This window comes from Halopseudomonas litoralis (genome assembly GCF_900105005.1).
In the GTDB taxonomy this organism is placed as follows: Bacteria; Pseudomonadota; Gammaproteobacteria; order Pseudomonadales; family Pseudomonadaceae; genus Halopseudomonas; species Halopseudomonas litoralis.
The window spans coordinates 956,466-982,453 of the sequence record NZ_LT629748.1; the positions used below are offsets into that span (position 1 = coordinate 956,466).

Genomic DNA, 25,988 nt, shown 5'->3' on the forward strand with positions numbered 1-25,988 from the left:
CAGCTACACCCCGGAGCCTGGTTGGTCGATAGGGGTGGCAGCGGAAGACGGCGCATCCTGCGCTAGGAATTGCGTGGAAGGCCCACCATCGGCGTTGTGCTGCACAATACGAGCAGGCCGACCTTGCGCGTCCAGGAGCACCTGGCCGATGCCTGAGCTGTTCCACAGGCGCTCGCCGCGATGGCGCTGATCAGGCAGGCGCGGACGTATCTTCAGGTCGCGGCGCTGGGTGAACCAGTTCAGTGGCGAGCGCGGCGAGTAAAGCCAGCGGTTCAGGCGATCCAGCCAATCAAGCAGGCGCCGGGGGAACTCATTCTTGATCCCGCTGCTGGTGATCTGCCAGATATGCGGTGTGCGATCCCGGTCGCGGACCTGCACGTCGTAAGCAAAGGAATAATGCACATCACCCGACAGGATCACGTAATTGGCCGGCGTGCGGAAATGGCGAAATATATTGAGCATGACACTGGCTGCGCCGCGATGGGCCATCCAGTTCTCGGCGTCAACGGTCAGGGCGTGGCCGGCAAAGGCACATATCCGTTGGATCACCTCGATCAGCTTGACCCCGAACATGGGCGTCGGCGATACGATCACCGCGGCCGTTTCATCAAGCAATTCATGCTGCAGCTCGACCAGCGACTCCCAATTCATCAGGCCCGAGGGGCGGCTGGGCAATCGCCGGCTGCGCCAGCGGCGTGTGCGGGTATCGAGCACGATGACAGTAGGTTGCGTGCGCAATACGTAGTCCCACTGATCAAACGACAACAGGCGGTCGATCAGCGCATCCTGCGCAGCGGCATCGAGTCGGTCCTGACTATCGAGCGCTGCGGTCAGCGCCTCCGTCTCGTCGAGCAGCGCGCCAAAAGCATCGGGACGGTTACCCCAGCCCTGGCACAGCATGTAGGCCAACAGCGCGTTGCCCACGATGCGCCGGGAGAAAGGATGCTCATAGGCCGTGCTTTCCCACTTGGCCGAGAGGTTCCAGTCATCGGTGATGTCATGGTCATCGAAGATCATCAGCGTCTGTATGTGGGCGAACAGGCGTGCGGCCTGGGGTAGATCGCCGCAGAAACCCTGCAGTGCGTTGGCCTCGCGTCGCCAGGAGGCCATGTGTTCAGCATCCAATGGGGGCATCTTTGGCTCTGGTACGAGCTGCCAAGGCACCGGCGACCACACCAACAGATACATGGCCATCACCTCGGCCAGCGTCACCAGGTGATTATGCGCATTGGCTGTGGTGAAGATCGGCTTTTCCACGCCACCAAAGAATCGCTCGCGCAGCGCCTCGTTGGACTTGAAGGCGGGCAATAGCTCCTCACGGCGATAATAACCGGCAGGGTGCGCATACAGCGCTTCACTGTCGGCGACAACGGCGCCTTCCAGGCTTTCGCCATACAGGCCAAGACGCTGGATCAATGCATGGACCGCCGCGAGCATGGGGCCAGCCACATCATCGGCATACACCTGGTCGCCGCACAGCATGAGCAGGGCAGGGCGCGCGTCGGCCTGCCCAATCTGCTCGGCCAACAAGCGGTCGGCACGCGCGAGCCCATCGCGTGAGGGATGGTGCGGTTTGCGACAGGAACCATAAAGAATGTCATCTGCACGGCTGCGTAGCACCAGGCTGGGCCGCGTCGCGCCCTCATGCAGCAGGTGCGGCGCCCACTGCGCGATCTTGGCTTCGCTGCCGTCACCCTGTGTCACTATCAGGTCGTAATAAATCAGAGTGTCCTGTGGCAGCGGCTCGGGCAGATGCACGTCGATCAGGTGCAAACAGGCATGGCGACCGATGCGAAGGACGCGGCAAGAAGTGGCATCAAGCTCCACTCGTCGGGCTGACTCGCCGCTGGGCTCAAGCAGCATCGTCAGACTTAGCGGCCTGCTACCGACGAGCCACAGCACGAGGCGGTCCCGCTCAAGGCGGCGCAGGAGGGGGCCGGCAAGTACTGGCGGGAGGGCATCGGCGGTAGAAGTAGGCATTTTGAGTAAGTCGCTTGGGTAAGACCGAGACAGCATAACGGGGCCTAACAAGGACTATATCCACCTGCGTTAGTTCACTGCCGACAGGTGGTAGTCATGTTGCTCGGCAGCAAAGCAGCGCAGGTGCCCTCGTGAATAACGGCGGTCAGAAAAGTGAATGTGGCTGGTGCAAGGACAAGTGGGGGCTGTCATGGCAGATCACGCCTCGCATACTGACTGAATCGCTGACTCATCCTGACCCGGCAGTGGCCAAGCGAGTGTTTGCGGCGATGATGACGATGGGGAAGATTGATGTTGCGGATCCGCAGTCGGCCAGGAAGCCGCCATTAAGTCGCGTAGAGCTTCCTGGTCCACTATTTACTTCATTGCCTCGGCGATCAGGCCGATCGAATGCAGCCGCGGCGCATGGTCATATACGTCCGAGACAATCATCAATTCATCAACACCCGTTTCAGCGACAAACGCATCCAGCTCCGCGCGCACTGTGGCGGGGGAGCCGACCACTGATCGTGCCAGCATCTGGTTGGCCTGTGCCCGCTCAGCCGGAGACCAGTAAGTTTCGATATCGTCGATGGGTGGTTTGCTCAGACCGCGCCGTCCGCTGACGAGATCAGCAAAGGACATCTGCTGCGTAGTTGCGAGCCGCTTGGCTTCGGCGTCGGTGTCGGCGGCGATGACGTTGATGCCAGCCACCGCATAGGGTCGGTCAAGTTGCGCAGATGGTTTGAAGCGGCTGCGGTAGATTTCCAGTGCCGGCATCAGCATGTCGGGAGCAAAGTGCGATGCGAAGGCGTAGGGCAGGCCCAGCTCGGCTGCTAGCGACGCCCCAAAACCGCTAGACCCCAATATCCACAGCGGCACCTGGGTTCCGGCGGCGGGAACGGCAGTGATGCGCTGATCGGGACTGGCAGAGGCAAGAAAGGCTTGCAGCTCCAGCACATCCTGCGGGAATTGGTCTGACGCGGCGGGCGAGCGCCGCATTGCCCGCACCGCGATCTGGTCGGTGCCCGGCGCACGACCGAGCCCCAGATCAATGCGTCCGGGATAGAGCCGTTCCAGCGTGCCGAACTGCTCGGCGATGATATAGGGCGCGTGATTCGGCAGCATGATACCGCCCGCACCGACGCGGATGGTCTTGGTGCCACCGGCTATGTGGGCGATGACGATCGAGGTGGCGGCGCTGGCGATGCCCTCCATATTGTGATGTTCGGCCACCCAGATGCGCTGATAGCCGCATTGCTCTGCATGGGCTGCAAGCTCCCGCGCATTGTTGAGCGCCGCCCCGGCATCGGTATCTTGCGTGACGCGAACCAGTTCGAGAATGGAAAGTGCGGTCATTGCGGGGTACTCCTTTCAGCTGAATGTTCGATGATGTCGATCACCTCATGCAGCGCGACCGCATCGCGGAAGCTGGCGCCTGAACGAATATCCGGCGCGCAGGAAGTAGAGGCGGGCGACATTGCGGGCGACCGAATTGTCCGGCAGACCTTCATGGGACGAGGCGGGCGGCGTCAGCGGCAAGCTCGCTGGCATCGCCATTGGCAACGTGGATGGATAATTGCCCAATCTGACCATGCCCGCTTCCCCCTGTCACCTGATATCGCCTTCAGTGGCGTTGATCACAGCCATCACTCCACCAAACAATCCACGAAATACTTCACATCCCCACCCTCCTGCACCATCGGCCGCAGCCCATGAATATCACTCTCAAATCCCGGAAACTGCTGATCCTGAGCCAATGCAATACGTAGGTAGTCAGCAATGGCGCTACTGTCATCAGGAAAGCGTTCCCCGGGCATGATGACGGGAATGCCGGGTGGGTAGGGCACCAGCATGACGGCGCTGATGCGGCCGGCTAGTTCTGCTACCGGGACCATTTCCACCTGACCGCGGACCATTTGTTGCCAGGCATCGGCGGGGCGGATGACGATATCTGGTAGTTCGGTGTAGATCTGTCGCAGGACCCGCACCATGCGTTGTTCCTTGTAGAAACGATGCAGTTGCTGGCACAGGTCACGCAGCCCCATATCGGGGTAGTGGCCGCTGCGGGCGGTGGTGGGCAGGGTCAATTCCAATGGCGCGTTGCTGTCGTACAGGCGCTTGAACTCCTGCAGCTCCGATACCAGGGCGCTCCATTTGCCTTTGGTGATGCCCAGCGAGAACAGGATCAGGAAGGAGTACAGCCCGGTCTTTTCCACCACCAGGCCGCGTTCGGCGAGAAAGCGCGTGACCACGGCGGCGGGTATGCCGGTCCTGGCCAGGCGGCCTTTTTCTTCCACGCCGGGGGTGAGTAAGGTGACCTTGATCGGGTCGAGCAGGGCGTAGTCTTCGGCCATGGCGCCGAAGCCGTGCCATGCCGCCTGGTCATCCAGGGTCCAGTCGCTGGCCTGCAGCTCCTCGTAGTCCAAGGCTTGCTCTGGCTCCCACACATCAAACCACCATTCATCTTCTGCCAGGCGTTCGGCGGTCTGCTGCATGGCGCGGCGGAAGGACAGGGCTTCGTCCAGGGTTTCCTGCACCAGGGAGCGGCCTGGTTCGCCGGCCATCATGCCGGTGGCGACGTCGATCGAGGCGATGATGCCGTAATGCGGCGAGGTGGAGGTATGCATCATGAAGGCTTCGTTGAAGCGTTCGACGTCCAGCTGCTGCTCCACGCTGTTCTCGGCCAGGATGATCGATGCCTGGGACAGCGCGGCCAACACCTTGTGCGGTGACTGGGTGGCGAACACCAGCGGATGTTGGGCGCGGTCGAAGCCGCGCTTGCTGCCCATGCCGTGGCGGCCCGCATAGAATTCGTGGAAGGCGGCGTAGCCATACCAGGCTTCGTCAAAATGCAGCACTTCGACGGCGTCTTCCATTTCATCCTTGATCAGTTCGGCGTTGTAGCACAGGCCGTCATAGGTGGAGTTGGTCAGGACTGCCAGACGAATACGCGGTTCCCGACCCTGTAATAGCGGATGCTCGGCCAGGCGCTGGCGCAGGCTCTGAGGAGAAAAGGAATCCAGGCTGATGGGGCCGATGATGCCGTAATCGTTGCGCGAGCCGGTCAGGTAGACCGGAATGGCGCCGGTCATGGTGATGGCGTGCAGGATGGATTTGTGACAGTTACGGTCGACCAGCACCACGTCATTCCGGGTGACAAAAGCGTGCCAGATGATCTTGTTGGCGGTGGAGGTGCCGTTGATCACGTAGAAGCTGTGATCGGCGCCGAAAACACGAGCGGTATTGGCCTCGGCCTCGGCAATCGGGCCGTTGTGATCCAGCAGTGAGCCCAGGCCGGGCACGGATACCGACAGGTCCGAGCGTAAGGTGTTCTCGCCGAAGAAGTCGTGGAAGGCTCGGCCCACTGGGCTTTTGCGGAAGGCCACGCCGCCACCGTGGCCAGGGGAGTGCCATGAATAACTGGCGCGGCCGGTGTAGTCGAGCAGCGCCTTGAAGAAGGGTGGCAGCAACTGCGACAGGTAGGCGCGTGCTGTGCGGGCGATCTGGCCGGCGATGAAGGGCATGGTGTCTTCAAACAGATAAATGATGCCGCGCAATTGATGCAGGTCGCGCAGGCTGCTGAGCAACTGATTTTCCAGTGCGTGGGCGGTGCTCAGGGCCATGATTGGCAATTCAGGGGAGCGCGAATGGGCGGCGGCGAACAGCTTGCGTACCGGTTGCAACTCCAGGTGGCCGTCGTTTTCCGCACTGAACAGGATGCAGGACAGGCCGCGGTGGGCCTCGGCCACCAGCCGGCCCTCATCCAGGGAGGTCGTGGAAAGCACGTCGAAGCCTTCGTGTTTCAGGGCCTTGAAGAGTTCGCTGAGTTGCTGGCCGGCCACGTTGCCGCGTCCGCAGTCAGGGTTGATCACCAGAATCGGGAAGTGCAGGTGCTTGAACATGCGGTCTCCAATGTAGGGGCTGTATGACAGTGTTGTGCTGGGAAGCGCGATTGGCAAGCAGGGCAATGCTATGCTGCACGCCTTGTATTTCTGTCTTACCGGGAGACCGAGTGTGAAATGGGATCTGGAAACCCCCTTTGTCTGCGATATTCGCGTGCAGTCGGAGGATATTGATGAGCTGGGCCACGCCAACAATGCTGTATATGTGCGCTGGTTGGAGCGTTGCGCCTGGGAGCATTCCAGGTCGCTGGGGTTGGGGCTGGATGAATATCAGCAGTTGGACCGGGCGATGGTGGTGGTACGCCACGAGATCGATTATCTGGCGGCGGCCTATCTGGATGAGGAGTTGCAGATGGCGACCTGGATCGTCAGCTGGGACAGCAAGCTGCGCATGACCCGTCAATTCCAGCTGTGCCGCCCGAGCGATGGGGCGACGTTGCTGCGTGCCCGTACCACGTTCGCCTGCGTCGAACTCAGTAGCGGCCGGCCGCGGCGGATGCCGCGGGAGTTCATTGAGCTGTATGGCAAGGCGATTGTCAGTGCTTAGCGGTACTCGCACAGATAGGCGGTGTCCTGCTCTACGCGCAGGTTGAAACGGCTGTTGGCTGGCACGGTGAACCGGGCGCCGACGCCGAACTCTTCCCAGGCATCGCTACCCGGCAGCTTGACGATCAGCTTGCCGGTGATGACATGCATGATTTCCAGGCTGCCGGTGCCGAACTCATATTCGCCCGGCGCCATGACGCCCACGGTGGCCGAGCCTTCGGGTTGGCGAAAGGCGATGGAAGCTACTTTTCCTTCGAAATACTGATTGGTATTGAACATCCGGCGACTCCGTGAGCAGCGTAAAAGGGCGCGTATTATGCCTGCGGTTGTCATGGCCAGCCAGCACCGACAGCGCTGTCGCTGCATATGACGGCGCTGGTCGATGCTATGATTCAGCAATCGGAAATATTTCTGTCAGCATGAATTCAGGAGACGGTATGGCCAGCGTAGCCTTTGTGGGTCTGGGAGTAATGGGATACCCGATGGCGGGGCACCTTGCCAGGGCGGGGCATGAGGTGACGGTGTACAACCGCACCGGAGAAAAGGCCGCACAATGGGTGGCGGAGCATGGTGGCAAGGCCTGCGCAACGCCGGCGGAAGCGGCCATGGAGCAGGATTTCGTGATGATTTGCGTGGGCAATGATCAGGATTTGCTCGAGGTGGTGAGCGGGTCGGAGGGTATTCTGGCTGGCGCGCGCAGCGGCACCGTCATTGTGGATCACACCACGGCGTCGGCAGGTGTTGCCCGGCAGTTGGCGCAGCTGGCTGCAGAGCGCGGCGTAGGCTTTCTGGATGCGCCGGTGTCAGGTGGGCAAGCGGGCGCGGAACATGGCCAGTTGACCGTTATGGTGGGTGGCGAGGAAGCAGTCTTCGATCTGGCTCGTCCGGTGATCAGCTGCTACGCAAAAATGGTCCGGTTGATGGGCGCTGTCGGCAGCGGTCAGCTGACCAAGATGGTCAACCAGATCTGCATTGCCGGTCTGGTGCAGGGGTTGTCCGAGGCACTGCACTTTGCTCAGCGTGCCGGGCTGGATGGTGAGGCGGCGATGTCGGTCATCAGCAAGGGCGCAGCGCAATCCTGGCAGTTGGAAAATCGTCACAAGACCATGCTCGCGGGAGAGTATGATTTTGGTTTTGCGGTCGACTGGATGCGCAAGGATCTGGCTATCGTGCTGGACGAATCACGCCGCAATGGCGCGCAACTACCGGTTACCGCATTGGTGGATCAGTTCTATGCCGAGGTCCAGCAAATGGGCGGCGGACGTTGGGATACCTCAAGTTTGATTGCCAGACTTGAAAGCGGGAAATAAAATGCGTGACGCCCGCAGGTCGGGCGTCCCTGCATACCGCCAAGAGATGTCGATCACCCATGAACTGCCGAGAAGGTTGTGGCGCCTGCTGCATTGCACCCTCGATAACATCACCGCTGCCGGGCATGCCTCAAGGTAAACCTGCGGGGGTTGCCTGTGTTCATCTTGATGAGGCCCGGCGTTGCCGGATTTTCCACTCGCCGGAGCGGCCTGCAGTGTGTGCGAGTTTCAGTGCGGACGCGCAGGTATGTGGCAGTGATGCTCAGGAGGCCTTACATATTCTTACCTGGTGGGAGCAGGCGACAGCCTGAGGAGCAGATACAGAAAAGCCCGCAAATATGGGCTTTTCTGTATCTGGCAGCGACTTACTTGCTGGGGTAGTCGCGCTTGGTGTGCCCGGTGTACAGCTGACGCGGACGACCGATCTTGTACGGACCGCTGATCATCTCGTTCCAGTGTGCGATCCAGCCTGGGGTACGACCGGTGGCGAAGATCACGGTGAACAGCTCAGCGGGAATACCGATGGCCTTGAGAATGATGCCGGAGTAGAAGTCGACGTTCGGGTACAGGTTGCGTTCGATGAAGTAGGGATCGGTCAGCGCGATCTCCTCCAGCTTCATGGCCAGTTCCAGATGCGGATCATTGATGCCCAGTTCGCCCAATACTTCGTCGCAGGTCTCTTTCATGACCTTGGCGCGGGGGTCGAAGTTCTTGTATACACGGTGACCGAAGCCCATCAGTTTGAACGGGTCATCCTTGTCCTTGGCCTTGGCGATGAAGGTGTCGATGTTGGATACATCACCGATTTCGTCCAGCATGCGCAGAACGGCTTCGTTGGCGCCGCCGTGAGCCGGTCCCCAGAGAGCAGCGATGCCCGCGGCGATACAGGCGAAGGGGTTGGCACCGGTCGAGCCGGCCAGGCGCACGGTAGACGTCGAGGCGTTCTGTTCGTGATCGGCGTGCAACACGAAGATCCGGTCCATGGCACGGGACAGCACCGGATTGATCGGTTTGATCTCTGCCGGCGTGTTGAACATCATGTGCAGGAAGTTTTCCGAGTAACTCAGCTTGTTGTCGGGATACATCAGCGGCTGGCCCATGGAGTACTTGTAGACCATGGCAGCGATGGTTGGCATCTTGGCGATCAGGCGGATGGCCGAGATTTCGCGATGATGAGCATCGTTGATGTCCAGCGAGTCGTGGTAGAAGGCGGACAGGGCACCTACCATGCCACACATGATTGCCATCGGGTGGCCGTCACGACGGAAACCATTGAGGAAGGTCTTCAGTTGGTCATGCACCATGGTGTGGTTCTTGACGGTGCTATCGAACTTCTGCTTTTCTTCTGCGGTAGGCAGTTCGCCCTTGAGCAGCAGGTAGCAGGTTTCAAGAAAATCGGATTTTTCCGCCAACTGTTCAATCGGGTAGCCCCGATGCAAGAGAACGCCTTTGTCGCCATCAATGAAGGTGATCTTGGATTCGCAGGACGAGGTCGCCATGAAACCGGGGTCGAACGTAAAGACGCCTTCAGCTGTCAGGCCGCGAACATCTACGACGTCTGGACCCAAAGTGCCCGAGTAGACAGGCAGATCGATGGGGGCAGCGCCCTCGATGATCAACTGCGCTTTTTTGTCAGCCATTGATGGCCTCCTGTTTTGCTGTATCGAAAGTGTGACCCCCCACGCAGGGCCCGCATCACTATAAGGTCAAAAACCGGTTTGTCAATTCTACCGATAGACTTTACGAATCGACGTTATGCAAAGGTTCCATTGACAAAGTACGATGCGCGCTTTTGCCGCACTTGCGGGTCTGAAGCGAGGCTCTGAAGCGGGACGGCCGGGCTTTCGCCGATTGTAATCAGGCGCCCAAGTCACTATACTCCTTGACCGGCAAAGTGACCCATTTCGGCTTCTTCCTTGAGGCTGTGCCGCGCGTCATTTGGGTGTGATCCACACCTTCCTATAACCAGCCCTGACCACAGGGCCATGAGTGTGAAGATAGCCGTGAATAGCAAAAGACCTGTCAATCTAGATCTCAGGACAATCAAGCTTCCTGTTACCGCCTATACGTCTATTGCTCACCGAGTTTCGGGGATCATTCTGTTCATCGCCATTGCAGGCCTGCTTTGGATGTTGGACACATCGTTGAGTTCCGAAAGCGGTTTCGAGCAAGTACAGGCATGCCTGCAAAATCCGTTCGCCAAGCTGGTGCTCTGGGGCGTTCTGTCTGCCCTGTTGTATCACCTGGTAGCGGGTATCCGCCATCTGGTAATGGATGCCGGTGTAGGTGAAGGGCTGGAAAGTGGCCGGCTGGGTTCCAAGCTGGTAATCGTCGTCGCCGTCATTCTGATTGTTCTGCTGGGAGTTTGGATATGGTAACCAATGTCACCAACCTGTCGCGCAGCGGCTTGTATGACTGGATGGCGCAGCGCGTATCCGCCGTCCTGCTGGCGGCCTATACGCTGTTTCTGCTCGGTTACCTGGTATTCAACCCGGGCCTGACCTACGCCGAGTGGCAGGGTCTGTTCAGTAACAATGCCATGCGTATATTCAGCTTGCTCACGCTGGTTGCGCTGAGTGTTCACTCCTGGGTCGGCATGTGGACCATTTCCACCGACTACCTCACCCCCATGGCCTTTGGCAAGGCTGCCACTGTCCTGCGCTTCCTGTTTCAGGCGGTTTGCGGTCTGGCGATGTTCGTGCTGTTCGTCTGGGGCATACAGATTCTTTGGGGTCTTTAAATAATGTCTAACATGCGTACTTTGACTTTTGATGCCATCATCATTGGTGGTGGTGGTGCCGGTATGCGCGCAGCGCTGCAACTGGCTCAGGGCGGTCACAAGACTGCCGTTGTAACCAAGGTGTTCCCGACCCGTTCGCACACGGTATCCGCCCAGGGCGGTATCACCTGTGCCATCGCCTCGGCTGACCCGAATGATGACTGGCGCTGGCACATGTATGACACCGTCAAGGGCTCCGACTATATCGGTGACCAGGACGCGATTGAATATATGTGTTCCGTAGGTCCGGAAGCGGTATTTGAGCTCGAGCACATGGGCTTGCCGTTCTCCCGCACCGAGCAGGGCCGCATCTACCAGCGTCCGTTCGGTGGTCAGTCCAAGGGGCCGGACAATCCGACTCAGGCTGCCCGCACCTGCGCAGCTGCCGACCGTACCGGTCACGCACTGCTGCATACCCTGTATCAGAACAACGTCAAACACGACACTACCTTCCTCAATGAGTGGTATGCGGTTGATCTGGTCAAGAACCAGGATGGCGCTTTCACAGGTGTCATTGCCATCTGCATTGAAACCGGTGAAACCGTTTATATCCGTGCCAAGGCTACCGTGCTGGCTACTGGTGGTGCCGGACGTATCTACTCCTCCACCACCAACGCCCTGATCAACACCGGTGACGGTGTCGGCATGGCGCTGCGCGCTGGCGTGCCGGTGCAGGATATCGAAATGTGGCAGTTCCACCCGACCGGCATCGCCGGGGCCGGTGTACTGGTTACCGAGGGTTGCCGTGGTGAAGGTGGATACCTGATCAACAAGCACGGCGAGCGCTTCATGGAGCGTTATGCGCCCAACGCCAAGGATCTTGCCGGTCGTGACGTTGTCGCCCGTTCCATGGTCAAAGAAATCCTGGCCGGTAACGGCTGCGGTCCTGACGGCGACCACGTGATGCTGAAGCTCGACCACCTGGGCGAGGAAGTACTGCACAGTCGTCTGCCTGGTATCTGCGAGCTGTCCAAGACCTTCGCCCACGTTGATCCGGTCACCGCACCGGTCCCGGTTGTGCCGACCTGCCACTACATGATGGGTGGTATTGCTACCAACATTCATGGTCAGGCCATCACTCAGGACGCTGAGGGTAATGACAGGATCATTGATGGTCTGTTTGCCGTTGGTGAAGTTGCCTGCGTATCCGTACACGGTGCCAACCGTCTGGGCGGCAACTCGCTGCTTGACCTGGTGGTATTCGGTCGTGCCGCTGGTCTGCACCTGGAAAGCGCGCTGAAGGATGGTATCGAGTACCGCGGTGCGTCCGAGTCGGACATCGAGGCCTCCCTGTCTCGTCTGTCCGGTCTCAATGAGCGTACTACCGGTGAAGATGTCGCCCCGCTGCGCAAGGAACTGCAGAACTGCATGCAGAACTACTTTGGTGTATTCCGCACCGGTGAATACATGCAGAAGGGTATCGCCGAGCTGAAGGCCCTGCGTGAGCGCATTGCCAACGTCAAGATCGGTGACAAGAGCCAGGCGTTCAACACTGCACGGATCGAAGCGCTGGAATTGCAGAACCTGCTGGAAGTCGCCGAAGCGACGGCTATTGCCGCTGAAGCGCGGAAGGAAAGCCGTGGCGCCCACGCTCGTGAAGATTTTGAAGAGCGTGATGACGAAAACTGGCTGTGCCACAGCATGTACCACCCGCAGACCAAGGAGCTGACCAAGCGCGCGGTCAACTTCGCGCCGAAGACTGTTCCGATGTTTGAACCTAAAGTCCGCACATACTAAGGGGATCCGATATGTTGCAAGTCAGTATCTATCGTTACAACCCTGAGCGCGACAATGCGCCCTACATGCAGGACTTCCAGATCGACACCGACGGCAAGGACCTGATGGTTCTTGATGTGTTGGAGTTGGCCAAGGAGCAGGACGTAGGCCTGGGTTACCGTCGCGCCTGCCGCGAAGGTGTCTGTGGTTCGGACGGCATGAATATCAACGGCAAGAACGGCCTCGCTTGTATCACTCCACTGTCTACAGTAGTGAAGAAAAACAAGCTGGTGCTGCGTCCGCTACCGGGTTTGCCGGTAATCCGTGACTTGGTCGTCGATATGAGCATCTTCTACAAGCAGTACGAGAAGGTTCAGCCGTATCTGCAGAATGACACGCCGGCGCCGGCTATCGAGCGCCTGCAGTCGCCTGAGGAGCGGGAAAAGCTGGATGGCCTGTATGAGTGTATTCTCTGTGCATGCTGTTCGACATCCTGCCCCTCGTTCTGGTGGAACCCGGACAAGTTCATCGGCCCCGCAGGTTTGTTGCAGGCTTACCGCTTCCTCGCGGATAGCCGTGACACCGAGACCGAGAACCGTCTGGCAGCACTGGATGATCCGTTCAGCGTATTCCGCTGCCGCGGCATCATGAACTGCGTCAATGTCTGCCCCAAGGGTCTCAACCCGACCCGGGCGATCGGACATATCCGCAACATGCTGCTGCAAAGTGGAACCTGAGCCGATCTCTGCACTACAGTAAGACTGCGCCGGCTTCTAAATCAGAAGCCGGCCAGTAAAGAATTCGGACCGACGCTCACAAAGCGGCGGTCAGTATGTACCTAAACCAACAGGGGCAACGGGTAACACCCGAACTATCTGTCGGGGCCGGCAATATTCCGGTTTCGCGGAATGTGACAGAGCAGGGCGACTGGCAGGGACAATGCCGAATGCTCATCTGACTGTTCTGCACGGAAGGCAATTTCATTGCCTATTAATGGTCTTTGCGCCAGGTGGTGTCCCCTTATAGAGGGTGACCTAGCATGCCAGACAGCGAAATGCAGCAGCTGTGGAGTACCTCTCACCTTTCAGGTGGGAGTGCCTCCTACGTTGAAGAGCTCTATGAGCTCTATCTGCACGATCCCAACGGTGTTGCCGAGGAGTGGCGCAGCTATTTTGACAAGCTGCCCCAGATCAACGGTTTCACTGGATCGGATATTTCTCATTCCACTATTCGTGAGCACTTTCTGTCGCTCGCTCAGAATACCCGTCGCCCGCAGGCAGCAAGCGGCGGCCAGGTAAGCAGCGAACGCGACAAGAAACAGGTCGGCGTCCTGCGTCTGATCCTGGCCTACCGGATGCGCGGCCACCAGGCGTCCACACTCGATCCGCTGGGGTTGTGGGAACGGGAAGAGATTGCTGATCTGACATTGGCCGAATACGGCCTGACCGATGCCGACCTGGATACGGTATTCCGTACCGGTGAGCTGAACATCGGCAAGGAAGAAGCTCCCCTTCGTGAAATTCTTGAAGCGCTGAAGTCGACCTATTGCGGTACCTTCGGTGCGGAATACATGCATATTGTCGATTCCAGTCAGCGCAGCTGGTTCCAGCAGCGTCTGGAAGGCGTGCGTGGCAAGCCGCAGCACTCGGTAGAGAGCAAGCGTCACCTGCTCGAGCGTCTGACTGCAGCCGAAGGTCTGGAAAAGTACCTGGGTACCAAATATCCCGGTACCAAGCGTTTTGGCGTGGAAGGCGGCGAGAGCCTGATCCCCATGCTCGACGAGATCATCCAGCGTTCCGGCTCCTATGGTGTCAACGAAGTCGTGCTGGGCATGGCCCACCGTGGTCGTCTCAACGTGCTGATCAATACTCTGGGCAAGAACCCGCGTGATCTGTTCGACGAGTTCGAAGGCAAAAAGATGATCGACCTGGGCTCCGGTGATGTGAAATATCACCAGGGCTTTTCGTCCAACGTCATGACCTCCGGCGGCGAAGTGCACCTGGCCCTGTCGTTCAACCCCTCGCACCTTGAAATCGTCTCTCCGGTGGTCGAAGGTTCCGTGCGCGCCCGCCAGGACCGTCGCAAGGACGCAGCCGGCGACAAGGTCGTACCGATCAGCATCCACGGCGATGCCGCTTTCGCTGGTCAGGGTGTGGTCATGGAGACATTCCAGATGTCCCAGACCCGTGCCTACAAGACCGGTGGCACCATTCATATCGTGGTCAACAACCAGGTCGGCTTTACTACCAGTCGCCAGGAAGACGCCCGCTCCACCGAATATTGCACCGACATCGCCAAGATGATTCAGGCGCCGATCTTCCATGTGAATGGAGATGATCCGGAAGCCGTGCTGTTCGTGACGCAGCTGGCTGTTGACTACCGCATGCAGTTCAAGCGTGACGTGGTGATTGATCTGGTGTGCTACCGCCGCCGCGGACACAACGAAGCGGACGAGCCCTCCGGTACCCAGCCGCGCATGTACAGCGTCATTGCCAAGCATCCGACTACCCGCGAGATCTATGCCAAGCGCCTGGTCGAAGAAACAGTGCTGGATGCTGATGCAGTTCAGGAGCGGATAGAGGAATACCGTACCGCGCTGGATAACGGTGACCACGTAGTGAAAAGCCTGGTCAAGGAGCCGGATACCGGGTCTTTCGTGGACTGGTCACCCTATCTGGGCCATAAGTGGACTGCGCGCCACGATACCCGCTTTGATCTGAAAACCCTGCAGGAACTGGCCAATCGCTTGAACACCTTGCCGGACGGTCTGGTGGTACAGCGTCAGGTCGGCAAGATTGTCGAAGACCGCAGCAAGATGGCCGCCGGTGGCCTGGCCATCAACTGGGGCTTCGCCGAGACCATGGCCTATGCCACCCTGCTTCACGAAAACCATCCGGTGCGTATCACCGGTCAGGATGTTGGCCGTGGCACCTTCTCCCATCGCCATGCGGTGTTGCACAACCAGAAGGAGCAGGGCAACTACGTTCCACTGGCCAACCTGAGCGAAAGTCAGCCGCGTTTCGACATATACGATTCGCTGCTGTCCGAGGAGGCCGTACTGGCATTCGAGTACGGCTACGCTACCACCATGCCCAACGCGCTGGTCGTGTGGGAAGCGCAGTTCGGTGATTTCGCCAACGGCGCCCAGGTGGTCATCGACCAGTTCATCACCAGTGGTGAGCACAAGTGGGGTCGTCTGTGCGGCCTGACCATGTTGCTGCCCCACGGCTACGAAGGGCAAGGTCCGGAGCACTCCTCCGCGCGTCTGGAGCGCTTCCTGCAGCTGTGTGCCGAGCAGAATATCCAGGTTTGTGTACCCACCACTCCGGCACAGATCTACCATCTGCTGCGCCGTCAGGTGATCCGCCCGCTGCGCAAGCCGCTGGTAGTGCTCACGCCGAAATCCCTGCTGCGTCATAAGCTGGCAATCTCGACACTGGAAGATCTGGCTGAAGGGTCCTTCCAGACCGTGATTCCGGAAGCTGATGCGATCGATCCCGCAAAGGTTGATCGGGTGGTCATGTGCAGCGGTAAGGTGTACTACGATCTGTTGGAGAAGCGCCGCGCGGATGAGGTCGAGAATGTCGCGATTGTCCGTATCGAACAGCTGTATCCGTTCCCCGAAGACGACCTGGCCGAGGTGCTTGCGCCTTACGCCGGATTGAAGAAAGTTGTCTGGTGTCAGGAAGAGCCCATGAACCAAGGGGCCTGGTATTGCAGCCAGCACCATATGCGCCGTGTTCTCGCCGAGCACAGCGTCAGCAATCTGTATCTGGACTACGCTGGACGAGAGGCTTCCGCGGCACCCGCCGGTGGCTACCCCTCCGTTCATGCGGAAGAACAGGCGAAACTCCTGCAAGATGCGCTCTACGCTTGAGCCTCTGCATAACACAGTTTATTTAAGGATCGACAATGGCTATTGAAATCAAGGCCCCGACATTTCCCGAATCCATTGCGGACGGCACTGTTGCAACCTGGCACAAGCAACCCGGCGACGCAGTCAAGCGTGATGAGCTGATCGTTGATATCGAGACCGACAAGGTGGTTCTCGAAGTACTGGCCGAAGCGGATGGCGTACTGGGTGACATCATCAAGGGCGAAGGCGAAACCGTGCTCAGCGCTGAGTTGCTGGGCACATTGAATGACGGCGCTACCGCGGCTCCCAAGGCGGAAGCGGCCCCCGCAGCAGCGCCTGCTGCAGGCAATACTGCGGCAGCGCCCGCTGAGGCAGCTCAAGCCGAAGGCGACGAGCAGCTGCTGAACCCGGCTGCCCGCAAGCTGGCTGAAGAAAGCGGTCTGAATCCGGCTGAGCTCAAGGGCACCGGCAAGGGCGGTCGCGTCACCAAGGAAGACGTGCTCAATGCCATTGAAGCGAAGAAATCCGCGCCGGCTGCCAAGCCTGCTGCCGCCGCTGCGTCCAGCGTGATGCTGAGCGAAGGTGACCGTGTCGAGAAGCGCGTCCCGATGACCCGTCTGCGCGCCCGCATCGCCGAGCGTCTGGTCGATGCCCAGTCCAGCATGGCCATGTTGACCACGTACAACGAAATCGACATGAAGCCGATCATGGACCTGCGCAAGAAGTACAAGGACCTGTTCGAGAAGAAGCACAACGGCGTTCGCCTGGGCTTCATGTCCTTCTTCGTCAAGGCTGCGACCGAGGCGCTGAAGCGCTTCCCTGCGGTCAACGCTTCCATCGATGGCAAGGACATCGTGTATCACGGTTATCAGGATATCGGCGTAGCCGTATCGAGTGATCGTGGTCTGGTGGTTCCGGTTCTGCGTAACACCGAATTCATGAACCTGGCACAAATTGAAGGCACCATTGCCGAGTACGGCCGCAAGGCACGTGACGGCAAGCTGTCCATGGAAGAAATGACGGGCGGCACCTTCACCATCTCCAATGGTGGTGTATTCGGTTCGCTGCTGTCTTCACCGATTGTCAACCCGCCGCAAGCGGCCATTCTGGGTATGCACAAGATCCAGGAGCGTCCGATGGCTGTAAACGGACAAGTGGTAGTGCTGCCGATGATGTATCTGGCGCTTTCCTATGACCACCGCCTGATCGACGGCAAGGAAGCGGTCAGCTTCCTGGTTGCGATCAAGGAACTGCTGGAAGATCCAGCGCGCATGTTGCTGGACATCTGATCCCGGCGGCAGTCACAGGTTTCAATGCTTCAAGCGGCAAGCTGCCGGCGGTATCCCACCGGCAGCTTTGAGCACATAGCTGCAAACAGAGGAATTGGTTTATGAGCGAAAAATTTGATGTAGTGGTCATCGGCGCCGGTCCGGGAGGCTATGTAGCCGCCATCCGTGCAGCCCAACTGGGTCTCAAAACCGCCTGTATCGAGAAGTACAAGGGCAAAGACGACAAGCTGGCCCTGGGTGGCACCTGCCTGAACGTGGGGTGCATCCCCTCCAAGGCGCTTTTGGACAGCTCCTGGAAATACCACGAAGCGAAGGATTCCTTCAATGTTCACGGCATCACTACCGGTGAAGTGAGCATGGACGTGTCGGCGATGATTGGCCGCAAGGACCAGATCGTCAAGAACCTGACCGGTGGCGTAGGCGGACTGCTCAAGGCCAATGGCGTGACTGTTTACCAGGGTCATGGCAAGCTGCTGTCCGGCAAGCAGGTCGAAATCACCAAGGAAGACGGTAGCACTGAAGTGCTGGCCGCCGAGAACGTCATTCTGGCCTCCGGCTCGCGTCCTGTGGAAATCCCGCCGGCCCCGGTCGATCAGAACATTATCGTCGACTCCACCGGTGCTCTGGAATTCCAGGCTGTACCCAAGCGTCTGGGTGTGATCGGCGCCGGTGTCATCGGTCTGGAGCTGGGTTCGGTATGGTCGCGTCTGGGCGCTGAAGTGACTGTCATCGAAGCGCTGGACAAGTTCCTGCCGGCGGCTGACGAGCAGCTGTCCAAGGAAGCGCTGAAAATCTATACCAAACAGGGCCTGAAGGTGCTGCTGGGTGCGCGCGTTACCGCCAGTGAAGTCAACGGCGAAGAAGTGACCGTCAAGTTCACCGACGCCAAGGGTGATCAGGAAATCACCTTCGACAAGCTGATCGTTGCCGTTGGCCGTCGCCCGGTCACTACCGATCTGCTGGCTGCCGATTCCGGTGTCACCCTGGACGAGCGTGGCTATGTCTACGTCGACGATCATTGCGCCACTTCGGTACCGGGCGTTTACGCCATCGGTGACGTGGTCCGCGGCCTGATGCTGGCTCACAAAGCGTCGGAAGAGGGCGTGGTGGTAGCTGAGCGAATCGCCGGACACAAAGCGCAGATGAACTATGACCTGATTCCGTCGGTTATCTACACTCATCCCGAAGCAGCCTGGGTCGGCAAGAACGAACAGCAGCTGAAGACCGAAGGCGTTGATGTCAAGGTCGGCGTATTCCCCTTCGCTGCCAGCGGTCGTGCCATGGCGGCCAACGACACCGCCGGCTTCGTCAAGGTTATTGCCTGCGCCAAGTCTGACCGCGTACTGGGCGTTCACGTGATCGGGCCGAGTGCCGCCGAGCTGGTACAGCAGGGCGCCATCGCCATGGAATTCGGCACCAGTGCCGAAGATCTGGGCATGATGGTCTTCGCGCATCCGACCATGTCGGAAGCAATGAAGGAAGCTGCTCTGGCGGTGAATGGCCAGGCTATTCACGTAGCCAATCGCAAGAAACGCTGAGGAATCATCCCAGTTGCTGCCGGTGCCTCTGTATGGAAGCGCCGGCAGCCTGGTTGCCATTCATAAGGCAAGGTCAACGGATTGACCATCACCCCATGCTGGGTGAACCGGGTGTGTCGGAGTTCTGATCCGATGACCTGATAGGTGACGGTGGTGCGTTCGCGCTTGACCACCGTTATGAATTCATACGAACAATGGTACAAACGAATGAATCTTCACGAATATCAGGGGAAGCAGCTGTTCGCTGAATACGGTCTTCCTGTCTCCAAGGGCATCGCTGTTGAGACTCCCGAAGCAGCAGCTGAAGCCTGTGACACCATTGGCGGCACTGAGTGGGTGGTAAAAGCCCAGGTTCACGCTGGTGGTCGCGGTAAGGCTGGTGGCGTCAAACTGGTCAAGAGCAAGGAAGAAGCCAAGGCCTTCGCCGAAAAATGGCTGGGTCAGCGTCTGGTGACCTATCAGACTGATGCCGATGGCCAGCCTGTTGCCAAGATTCTGGTTGAATCCTGCACTGACATCGCTCAGGAACTGTACCTGGGTGCCGTAGTGGATCGCTCCACTCGCCGTATCGTTTTCATGGCGTCCACCGAAGGTGGTGTCGAGATCGAGAAAGTTGCCGAGGAAACCCCGGAAAAAATCCTGAAAGCTACCATCGATCCGCTGGTTGGCCCGCAGCCTTACCAAGGTCGTGACCTGGCCTTCAAACTGGGCCTGAAAGGCGATCAGATCAAGCAGTTCACCAATATCTTCGTCGGTCTGGGCAAGCTGTTTGCCGACTACGACCTGGCGCTGCTGGAAGTCAACCCGCTGGTCATCAAGACAGACGGCAACCTGCACTGCCTGGATGCCAAGATCAACATCGATGCCAACGCTCTGTACCGTCAGCCCAAGCTGCGCGGCATGCACGATCCGTCCCAGGACGATGCCCGTGAAGCCCACGCTGCCAAGTTCGAACTGAACTATGTCGCGCTGGACGGCAACATCGGCTGCATGGTCAACGGTGCCGGTCTGGCCATGGGTACCATGGACATCGTCAACCTGCACGGTGGCAAGCCAGCCAACTTCCTCGACGTAGGCGGCGGAGCTACCAAAGAGCGCGTAACCGAAGCGTTCAAAATCATCCTGTCCGACAGTAATGTGGCCGCGGTTCTGGTCAACATCTTTGGCGGCATTGTGCGTTGCGACATGATTGCCGAAGGCATCATCGGTGCGGTCAAGGACGTTGGCGTCAAGGTGCCAGTCGTGGTACGTCTGGAAGGCAACAATGCCGAACTGGGCGCCAAGGTACTGGCTGAAAGTGGTCTGAACATCATCGCAGCAACCAGTCTTACCGACGCTGCAGTACAGGTCGTGAAAGCGGCGGAGGGCAAGTAATGAGCATCCTGATCGACAAGAACACCAAGGTAATCTGCCAGGGCATCACTGGTTCCCAGGGTTCCTTCCACACCGAACAGGCCATCGCCTACGGCACCAAGATGGTCGGTGGGGTTACGCCGGGCAAGGGCGGTACCGAGCACCTGGGTCTGCCGGTTTTCAACACCGTTGAAGAAGCGGTCAAGGCCACTGGCGCCACTGCATCGGTCATCTATGTACCCGCACCCTTCTGCAAGGACTCCATCCTTGAAGCAGCCAACGCCGGTATCGAGCTGATCGTCTGCATCACCGAAGGCATCGCCACCCTCGACATGCTCGAGTGCAAGGTCAAGTGTGATGAGCTGGGCGTACGCCTGATCGGGCCCAACTGCCCGGGCGTCATCACCCCCGGCGAGTGCAAGATCGGCATCCAGCCCGGTCACATCCACCTGCCAGGTAAAGTGGGCATCATCTCCCGCTCCGGCACCCTGACCTACGAAGCGGTAAAGCAGACCACTGACGCCGGTTTCGGTCAGTCCACCTGCGTGGGTATCGGTGGCGACCCGATCCCGGGCTCCAACTTCATCGACATTCTGGAAATGTTCCAGAACGATCCGAAGACCGAAGCGATCGTCATGATCGGTGAGATCGGCGGTAGCGCTGAAGAAGAAGCTGCAGCCTACATCAAGGCCAATGTAACCAAGCCGGTTGTGTCCTACATCGCTGGTGTAACTGCTCCGGCAGGCAAGCGCATGGGTCACGCCGGTGCAATCATCTCCGGCGGCAAAGGTACTGCCGACGAGAAGTTTGCTGCACTGGAAGACGCAGGCGTTAAAACCGTTCGCTCGCTTGCCGATATCGGCAAGGCGCTGTCCGAGCTGACTGGTTGGGCAATGAAGTAATACTTCATTGCACGCCAGACAGGACCCCGCTTCGGCGGGGTTTTGTCGTTCTGGGTTCACAAAGTGACCAGGAATGCCCAATTTGTCCATCAGCTTGTTTATAATGCCCCGCATTGCTGTCTCTACCAGGCAGTCCCTGACAGAAGAGCTCCAATGAAGACATTATCGCCAGCCAATATTCTGGCCCTCGGTTTCATGACATTCGCCCTGTTTCTGGGAGCTGGTAACATCATCTTTCCACCCAGTGCTGGCCTGTCAGCGGGGGAGAACATGTGGCCCACCGCGTTTGGCTTTCTGCTTACCGCTGTGGGCCTGCCGCTGCTCACCCTGGTTGCCCTGGCGCGGGTAGGTGGTGGTATCCAGGATCTGACAGCACCCCTGGGTCGGTTGCCCGGCCTGATCCTCGCGATTCTTGTATACCTTGCCATCGGCCCGCTGTTTGCTACCCCGAGAACCGCTGTTGTTTCCTATGAGGTGGGTGTATTGGGGCTGGTCGAAGACAGCTGGCAAACGCTGTTGATTTATTCGTTGGTGTACTTCGCTGTGGTGCTTTTTCTGGCGCTGAAGCCTGGTCGGTTGGTGGATAACATCGGCAAACTGATCACCCCGGTATTGCTGCTGGCGTTGGTGGTGCTGGGCATTACTGCATTGCTGTTCCCCGCAGGTGAGCTGGGCCAGGCCACGCCGGCCTATAAGGAGAACCCGGTTGTTGAAGGTATTCTGCAGGGTTACCTGACCATGGATGCACTGGGGGCGTTGGTATTTGGTGTGGTCATCACCCGCGCCATCCGTGACCGTCAGGTGCAGGAAACTCACATCGTTACGCGATACACCGTTATCGCTGCGGTTATCGCCGCAATCGGCTTGGCGCTGGTGTATCTGACCTTGTTCCAGTTGGGCGCCACCAGCGGTTCGCTGGTCGGCGAGGGTGCCAACGGCGCGGAGATTCTGGCTGCCTTCGTCCAATATCGATTTGGTACCGCTGGCAGCTTCCTGTTGGCGGTGGTGATCACGCTGGCCTGTCTGACGACAGCGGTGGGGCTGATCTCCGCCTGTGGTGCGTTTTTCAGTCGGGAATTTCCGGTCAGCTATGCGCAGGTGGTGTGGGTATTCACCATCTTCTGCATGGCGGTTTCCAACCAGGGTCTGGATAGCCTGATCAATATTTCCGTCCCGGTGCTGGTCGGCCTGTACCCGTTGGCAATTGTGCTGGTCTGTTTGGGACTGTTCAGCAGCAGCCTGGCACGTCCGCAGAATATAATGCGCCCTGTCATGTCGGTTGCTCTGGTATTCGGTATCATGGATGGCCTGAAAACCGCTGGCTTAATGGCCCGTGATACTGCCTGGATGAGCGCATTGCCGTTCTCTTCTCAAGGGCTGGGCTGGTTGGCGCCGGCGGTTATAGTGCTGGTACTGGCATTAATTGTTGATCGCTTGCGCTTTGGCAAGACGCAGCACGCCTGATCAACTTTATTGAAGGGAGCCGGATGGACGCCTTACCTGATGCGGGGTCGCTGTGGCTGAATCTCGCTGCATTCTGCTGGTTCATGTTCTGCTGGGTCGGCTATACCCACTTTGCTTGGTACAAGGGGCGGGATACGCCCTGTCTGGCGAGCGTCCTGCATCTCTACCGCAAGGACTGGATGAGCAGGCTGCTGCTGCGTGAACAGCGTATCGCGGATGCCAGTCTTATCAGCAATCTGGAGCGCAATACGTCCTTCTTTGCTTCCAGTACACTGCTGATCCTTGCGGGTCTGATTACGGTCATGGGGGCAACGGACCAAGCGCAGAGCCTGCTGCGTGATCTGCCTTTCGTGGCGCAGGTCAGTCGTGAAATGTCGGAAATGAAGCTGCTGATCATGCTGGGCATCTTCGTTTATGCGTTTTTTACCTTCTCCTGGGCCATGCGTCAGTACAACTTCGCCTCTGTGTTGTTCGGGTCGGCACCGCTGGTGGGGGAGAAGCATGTCAGTGAAATCGAACGCAAGGCGTTTGCCAGTCGCGCAGCCAAGGTCCTCTCCATGGCGGCGCATTCCTTCAACCTGGGGCTGCGTTCCTATTATTTTGCATTGGGCATGCTGAGCTGGTTCATCAATCCCTGGGCGTTCATCTGTATCACCACGGGCGTGGTGTATGTACTGTACCGGCGCGAATTCCGTTCGACGGTGCTGGAAGTGCTGATGGCCACGCCAGCGCAATTTCCTGAGCCCCCAACTGACGCACTGCAGACTCCCGAGCAGTGAAAGCCGAAAACATTACCGGCCGCAAAAGCGGCCGGTAATGTCGTGGGATACAGCAAAAACCTGAAAGGTTATTCGCCGTCGGTCTGCTCTTCGAGATCGTTCTTCGCCTCAACCGCCGCATTCTGGGCCTGCTGGCCTTTTTCCTTCAGGTAATCGGTTGAATCGTCATAGGCTTCAGCAACCCGGTCGCCAGCGTCATCCAGATTCTCCTGAATCCGCTCGCCGGTGGTGGGTTCGTTATTGAAGGTCTGGTCGGCCTTCTGTTCAAGGGCATCACCGGTTTCTTCGGCAGCATCACCCATGTTATCCATCGCATCGGACATCGACTCCTGAGCCGACTCCATCTTGTCTTCAGGCTCGTCCTGGCAGGCTGCCAGCAATCCGAGACTGGCCACCAGGGCGGCCGTTACGCAAAGCTTTTTCATCTGATTCTCCAAGTGATGATTCATGGGAGATTAGTCCCACGTCTGAGCAAAGAGTTCCCGCTTCGCTAAGTTATGCCGTTTACAACGAGCTGTTTTGTCGCCTCTCTACCGTGATCTGCTAAAATCTGCCGCTTTGTTGTATTCCGGATCTGGATTTTCCTATGACCATCGAACAACGTGCGCGGAATTTTCTTTCAGTGCTACGTCATTGCCAGGTGCTTGGCATGACGGTAGAGCAGGCCGACAAGGATGGACTGGTCATACAGTTGCCCTACAGCGATCTCATTGTCGGCAATCCGGTCACCGGAGTAGTCCATGGCGGAGCCATTACCACGCTGATGGATACCTGCTGCGGTATTTCAACGGTCTGTTATCTGGATGACTTTGAAGTCTGTCCAACGCTGGATCTGCGTATCGACTATATGCATCCTGCCGAGCCCGGCAAACCGATTTTCGGCTTTGCTGAATGCTACAGGGTAACCCCGACGGTGATCTTCACCCGGGGCGTCGCCTATCAACACAGCCGTGAGGAGCCCATTGCCCATGTGGTCGGCAATTTCATACGCATGGGCAAAGCGCCACTCGGTGCCGCTCAGGAGCAGATACTTCCGGGAGCGGCAGAATGAATATGGATATCGAACAGCTGATTCGAGACGCGCATAACTCGGGCGATTACATGCCGCTGATTGCGCAGATCCCCTACGCACGCATGCTTGGCGTACAAGTGCTGCGACTGGGCGAGGAAATGGTCTTTCATCTGCCGCTCAACGCCGACAATATAGGCAACCCCGTGTTGCCCGCTCTGCATGGCGGTGTCCTCGCCGGGTTCATGGAGCAAGCCGCTATGCTGCATCTGATGGTCAGCATGAACAGCCAGACCTTTCCCAAGATCATCGATTTTTCCGTGGATTACCTGCGCGCCGGCTTGTCCAGGGACACCTACGCCACCTGCCAGGTATGGCGTCAGGGTCGGCGAGTGGGTAATGTGGCGATTACCGCCTGGCAAACCCGTTCGGACGAACCGGTGGCGACAGCGCGGGCCCATTTCAAGCTGGATTGAGTGCGCGCCTCAAAGAGGTAAAGGAGATATTCAGGACATGGAAGCCTTGTTGATACTGGCCGGTGCCGTCTTGTTGGCCCTGGGCTGGGTGTGGCTGGTCATCGCTGCCATTCGGCTGTCGGTCGGACGCATGCTGTTCGCGTTGCTGGCAGCTCCCCTCACATTATTGGTTCGTGGTCGCGGTTATCCTGTCTCGCCGCGCCTGCTGTTATTGCTGGGTCTTCTCGGCATTCTCATTGGTACTGCGCAACTCTACCGTCATCAGCCCGAGCGCTTGGATCTGCTGTTGTCGGGCCGTTGGATGGCGGATGCATCAACCGTCAATGACTTGCAGGGTACCATCATGGGCCAGCCATTTTCGCCGGAGCGCATATTCTGGCGCGGCGAGGATCTGGTTTTTGAGGAAGGCCCGGAGGATCGGGTGCGGAGCGCATTGACCATCCGCTTCGGCGTTGCTCAGGACCTGTTACGCGCGCCGACCATCGAACGCCTGCCCAGCGATGACGGAGCCTGGCCGGAACTCATTCTGCAATGGTACTCGGGGGCGCTGAGTGCGCCTGGCCTGCGCAAGGTGAAAGACGAATACAGTCTGAGTCTGGATCTTGCCGAGCCGGTTGATGGTCAGGTGGCGGGACGCATACATCTGCATCTTCCGACGATCTACAATACCTGGCTCACTGGTCGCATCGAATTGCCCCCCACTCCGGACTGGCTGCAGGAGCGCATACATGGCGAGCAGCTAGAGCAGCAGCGCGCCGCCGAACAGACGGCTAATGCCGCAACGGAGAAGGGGGGCGGGGAGCTGCCGCCGCAATGGCAGGAATTGAGTCTGCTGGCCATGATGGATGAGCCAGAGCTGTTTGCAGGCGCCCCGGTACGCCTGACGACCTGGTCAGGCCGCACTCATCTGGGCGCCTTCAAGCAGCTCAGTGAGGAAAATCGGTTGATTCTGGCCCAGACCCGTGGGCCGCATCAGATCGAACTGCACTTTCATCCGCTGGATATCCGCATGATCGAGGCGCGCAACAGACCTTGAGTCGCGCCTTGAAATTTTCCCACAGTGTCCCCATCAAGGACTCATCCGCCCGCGAGTGTCGGGCAAAGTCC

General features: G+C 58.7%; 23 protein-coding genes and 1 pseudogene. 18 read left to right on the forward strand and 6 right to left on the reverse strand.

The annotated features are described in order from the left end of the window. Positions 1-3: 3 nt before the first annotated feature. Positions 4-2,013 carry a metallophosphoesterase family protein gene (locus BLU11_RS04700; RefSeq protein WP_407920246.1) on the reverse strand — a complete coding sequence of 670 codons (2,010 nt, stop codon included), beginning with the start codon at positions 2,011-2,013 and terminating at the stop codon, positions 4-6. Positions 2,014-2,105: 92 nt separating this feature from the next. On the opposite strand from BLU11_RS04700, the pseudogene BLU11_RS04705 reads away from it, so the two are divergent. Next, positions 2,106-2,294 (forward strand): annotated as a pseudogene (locus BLU11_RS04705) (VOC family protein); the annotation flags it as partial. 43 nt (positions 2,295-2,337) lie between these two features. Here BLU11_RS04705 and BLU11_RS04710 read toward each other — a convergent pair. Together BLU11_RS04710 and BLU11_RS04715 are read right to left on the reverse strand one after the other, a co-directional pair. Further along, on the reverse strand, positions 2,338-3,318 hold the full coding sequence (locus BLU11_RS04710) for an LLM class flavin-dependent oxidoreductase (RefSeq protein WP_090272276.1): 981 nt from the start codon (positions 3,316-3,318) through the stop codon (positions 2,338-2,340). A gap of 290 nt (positions 3,319-3,608) precedes the next feature. After that, complete coding sequence (locus BLU11_RS04715; RefSeq protein ID WP_090272277.1) at positions 3,609-5,864, reverse strand: Orn/Lys/Arg family decarboxylase; 2,256 nt, start codon at positions 5,862-5,864, stop codon at positions 3,609-3,611. A 112-nt stretch (positions 5,865-5,976) separates the two neighbouring features. Between BLU11_RS04715 and BLU11_RS04720 the strand changes: the two genes are divergently transcribed. Next, positions 5,977-6,411 carry an acyl-CoA thioesterase gene (locus BLU11_RS04720; protein WP_090272278.1) on the forward strand — a complete coding sequence of 145 codons (435 nt, stop codon included), beginning with the start codon at positions 5,977-5,979 and terminating at the stop codon, positions 6,409-6,411. Here the strand turns inward: BLU11_RS04720 and ppnP are convergent. Beyond that, complete coding sequence (gene ppnP / locus BLU11_RS04725; RefSeq protein WP_090272279.1) at positions 6,408-6,689, reverse strand: pyrimidine/purine nucleoside phosphorylase; 282 nt, start codon at positions 6,687-6,689, stop codon at positions 6,408-6,410. The genes BLU11_RS04720 and ppnP overlap by 4 nt on opposite strands. Positions 6,690-6,847: 158 nt before the next feature. On the opposite strand from ppnP, the gene BLU11_RS04730 reads away from it, so the two are divergent. Then, entirely contained in the window at positions 6,848-7,720 is an 873-nt protein-coding gene (locus tag BLU11_RS04730) for an NAD(P)-dependent oxidoreductase (RefSeq protein ID WP_090272280.1), read from the forward strand. Between the two features lie 59 nt (positions 7,721-7,779). Continuing rightward, the gene (locus BLU11_RS04735) at positions 7,780-8,031 is read left to right on the forward strand and encodes a YkgJ family cysteine cluster protein (protein WP_090272281.1); all 252 of its coding nucleotides are present in this window, start codon (positions 7,780-7,782) and stop codon (positions 8,029-8,031) included. Positions 8,032-8,085: 54 nt separating this feature from the next. Here BLU11_RS04735 and gltA read toward each other — a convergent pair whose 3' ends face one another. Further along, a complete protein-coding gene (gene gltA / locus BLU11_RS04740; protein ID WP_090272282.1) occupies positions 8,086-9,360 on the reverse strand; it encodes a citrate synthase in 1,275 nt (424 codons plus the stop codon). A gap of 351 nt (positions 9,361-9,711) precedes the next feature. On the opposite strand from gltA, the gene sdhC reads away from it, so the two are divergent. The 11 genes from sdhC to BLU11_RS04795 all read left to right on the forward strand — a co-directional run bounded on the left by sdhC (position 9,712) and on the right by BLU11_RS04795 (position 23,396). After that, positions 9,712-10,098 carry a succinate dehydrogenase, cytochrome b556 subunit gene (gene sdhC / locus BLU11_RS04745; RefSeq protein WP_090276253.1) on the forward strand — a complete coding sequence of 129 codons (387 nt, stop codon included), beginning with the start codon at positions 9,712-9,714 and terminating at the stop codon, positions 10,096-10,098. After that, positions 10,092-10,460, forward strand: coding sequence for a succinate dehydrogenase, hydrophobic membrane anchor protein (sdhD, locus tag BLU11_RS04750; protein WP_090272283.1), 369 nt, complete (start codon positions 10,092-10,094; stop codon positions 10,458-10,460). Before sdhC ends, sdhD begins: the two co-directional genes overlap by 7 nt. 3 nt (positions 10,461-10,463) lie before the next feature. Next, complete coding sequence (sdhA, locus tag BLU11_RS04755; protein ID WP_090272284.1) at positions 10,464-12,236, forward strand: succinate dehydrogenase flavoprotein subunit; 1,773 nt, start codon at positions 10,464-10,466, stop codon at positions 12,234-12,236. 11 nt (positions 12,237-12,247) lie between these two features. Then, complete coding sequence (locus tag BLU11_RS04760; RefSeq protein ID WP_090272285.1) at positions 12,248-12,952, forward strand: succinate dehydrogenase iron-sulfur subunit; 705 nt, start codon at positions 12,248-12,250, stop codon at positions 12,950-12,952. Between the two features lie 302 nt (positions 12,953-13,254). After that, complete coding sequence (locus BLU11_RS04765; RefSeq protein ID WP_090272286.1) at positions 13,255-16,092, forward strand: 2-oxoglutarate dehydrogenase E1 component; 2,838 nt, start codon at positions 13,255-13,257, stop codon at positions 16,090-16,092. Positions 16,093-16,127: 35 nt separating this feature from the next. Then, positions 16,128-17,360 (forward strand): 2-oxoglutarate dehydrogenase complex dihydrolipoyllysine-residue succinyltransferase, encoded by a 1,233-nt coding sequence (gene odhB / locus BLU11_RS04770; RefSeq protein ID WP_090272287.1) that lies wholly within the window; start codon positions 16,128-16,130, stop codon positions 17,358-17,360. 101 nt (positions 17,361-17,461) lie between these two features. Next, a complete protein-coding gene (gene lpdA / locus BLU11_RS04775) occupies positions 17,462-18,898 on the forward strand; it encodes a dihydrolipoyl dehydrogenase (RefSeq protein ID WP_090272288.1) in 1,437 nt (478 codons plus the stop codon). A gap of 207 nt (positions 18,899-19,105) precedes the next feature. Continuing rightward, positions 19,106-20,272 (forward strand): ADP-forming succinate--CoA ligase subunit beta, encoded by a 1,167-nt coding sequence (sucC, locus tag BLU11_RS04780; RefSeq protein ID WP_090272289.1) that lies wholly within the window; start codon positions 19,106-19,108, stop codon positions 20,270-20,272. After that, positions 20,272-21,153 carry a succinate--CoA ligase subunit alpha gene (gene sucD, locus BLU11_RS04785; RefSeq protein ID WP_090272290.1) on the forward strand — a complete coding sequence of 294 codons (882 nt, stop codon included), beginning with the start codon at positions 20,272-20,274 and terminating at the stop codon, positions 21,151-21,153. The genes sucC and sucD overlap by 1 nt, the downstream gene beginning before the upstream one ends. A gap of 153 nt (positions 21,154-21,306) precedes the next feature. Then, complete coding sequence (gene brnQ, locus BLU11_RS04790; RefSeq protein WP_090272291.1) at positions 21,307-22,617, forward strand: branched-chain amino acid transport system II carrier protein; 1,311 nt, start codon at positions 21,307-21,309, stop codon at positions 22,615-22,617. A 23-nt stretch (positions 22,618-22,640) separates the two neighbouring features. Beyond that, the gene (locus BLU11_RS04795) at positions 22,641-23,396 is read left to right on the forward strand and encodes a DUF599 domain-containing protein (protein ID WP_090272292.1); all 756 of its coding nucleotides are present in this window, start codon (positions 22,641-22,643) and stop codon (positions 23,394-23,396) included. Between the two features lie 68 nt (positions 23,397-23,464). Here the strand turns inward: BLU11_RS04795 and BLU11_RS04800 are convergent, their stop codons facing one another. Continuing rightward, on the reverse strand, positions 23,465-23,821 hold the full coding sequence (locus tag BLU11_RS04800; protein WP_197674258.1) for a hypothetical protein: 357 nt from the start codon (positions 23,819-23,821) through the stop codon (positions 23,465-23,467). Positions 23,822-23,982: 161 nt separating this feature from the next. On the opposite strand from BLU11_RS04800, the gene BLU11_RS04805 reads away from it, so the two are divergent. From BLU11_RS04805 to BLU11_RS04815, 3 genes are read left to right on the forward strand one after another with little or no spacing between them, the layout of a single operon-like run. After that, positions 23,983-24,447, forward strand: coding sequence for a PaaI family thioesterase (locus tag BLU11_RS04805; RefSeq protein WP_090272293.1), 465 nt, complete (start codon positions 23,983-23,985; stop codon positions 24,445-24,447). Continuing rightward, the gene (locus tag BLU11_RS04810; RefSeq protein WP_090272294.1) at positions 24,444-24,881 is read left to right on the forward strand and encodes a PaaI family thioesterase; all 438 of its coding nucleotides are present in this window, start codon (positions 24,444-24,446) and stop codon (positions 24,879-24,881) included. The genes BLU11_RS04805 and BLU11_RS04810 overlap by 4 nt, the downstream gene beginning before the upstream one ends. A gap of 37 nt (positions 24,882-24,918) precedes the next feature. After that, positions 24,919-25,917 carry a hypothetical protein gene (locus tag BLU11_RS04815; protein ID WP_090272295.1) on the forward strand — a complete coding sequence of 333 codons (999 nt, stop codon included), beginning with the start codon at positions 24,919-24,921 and terminating at the stop codon, positions 25,915-25,917. Positions 25,918-25,988 lie beyond the last annotated feature (71 nt).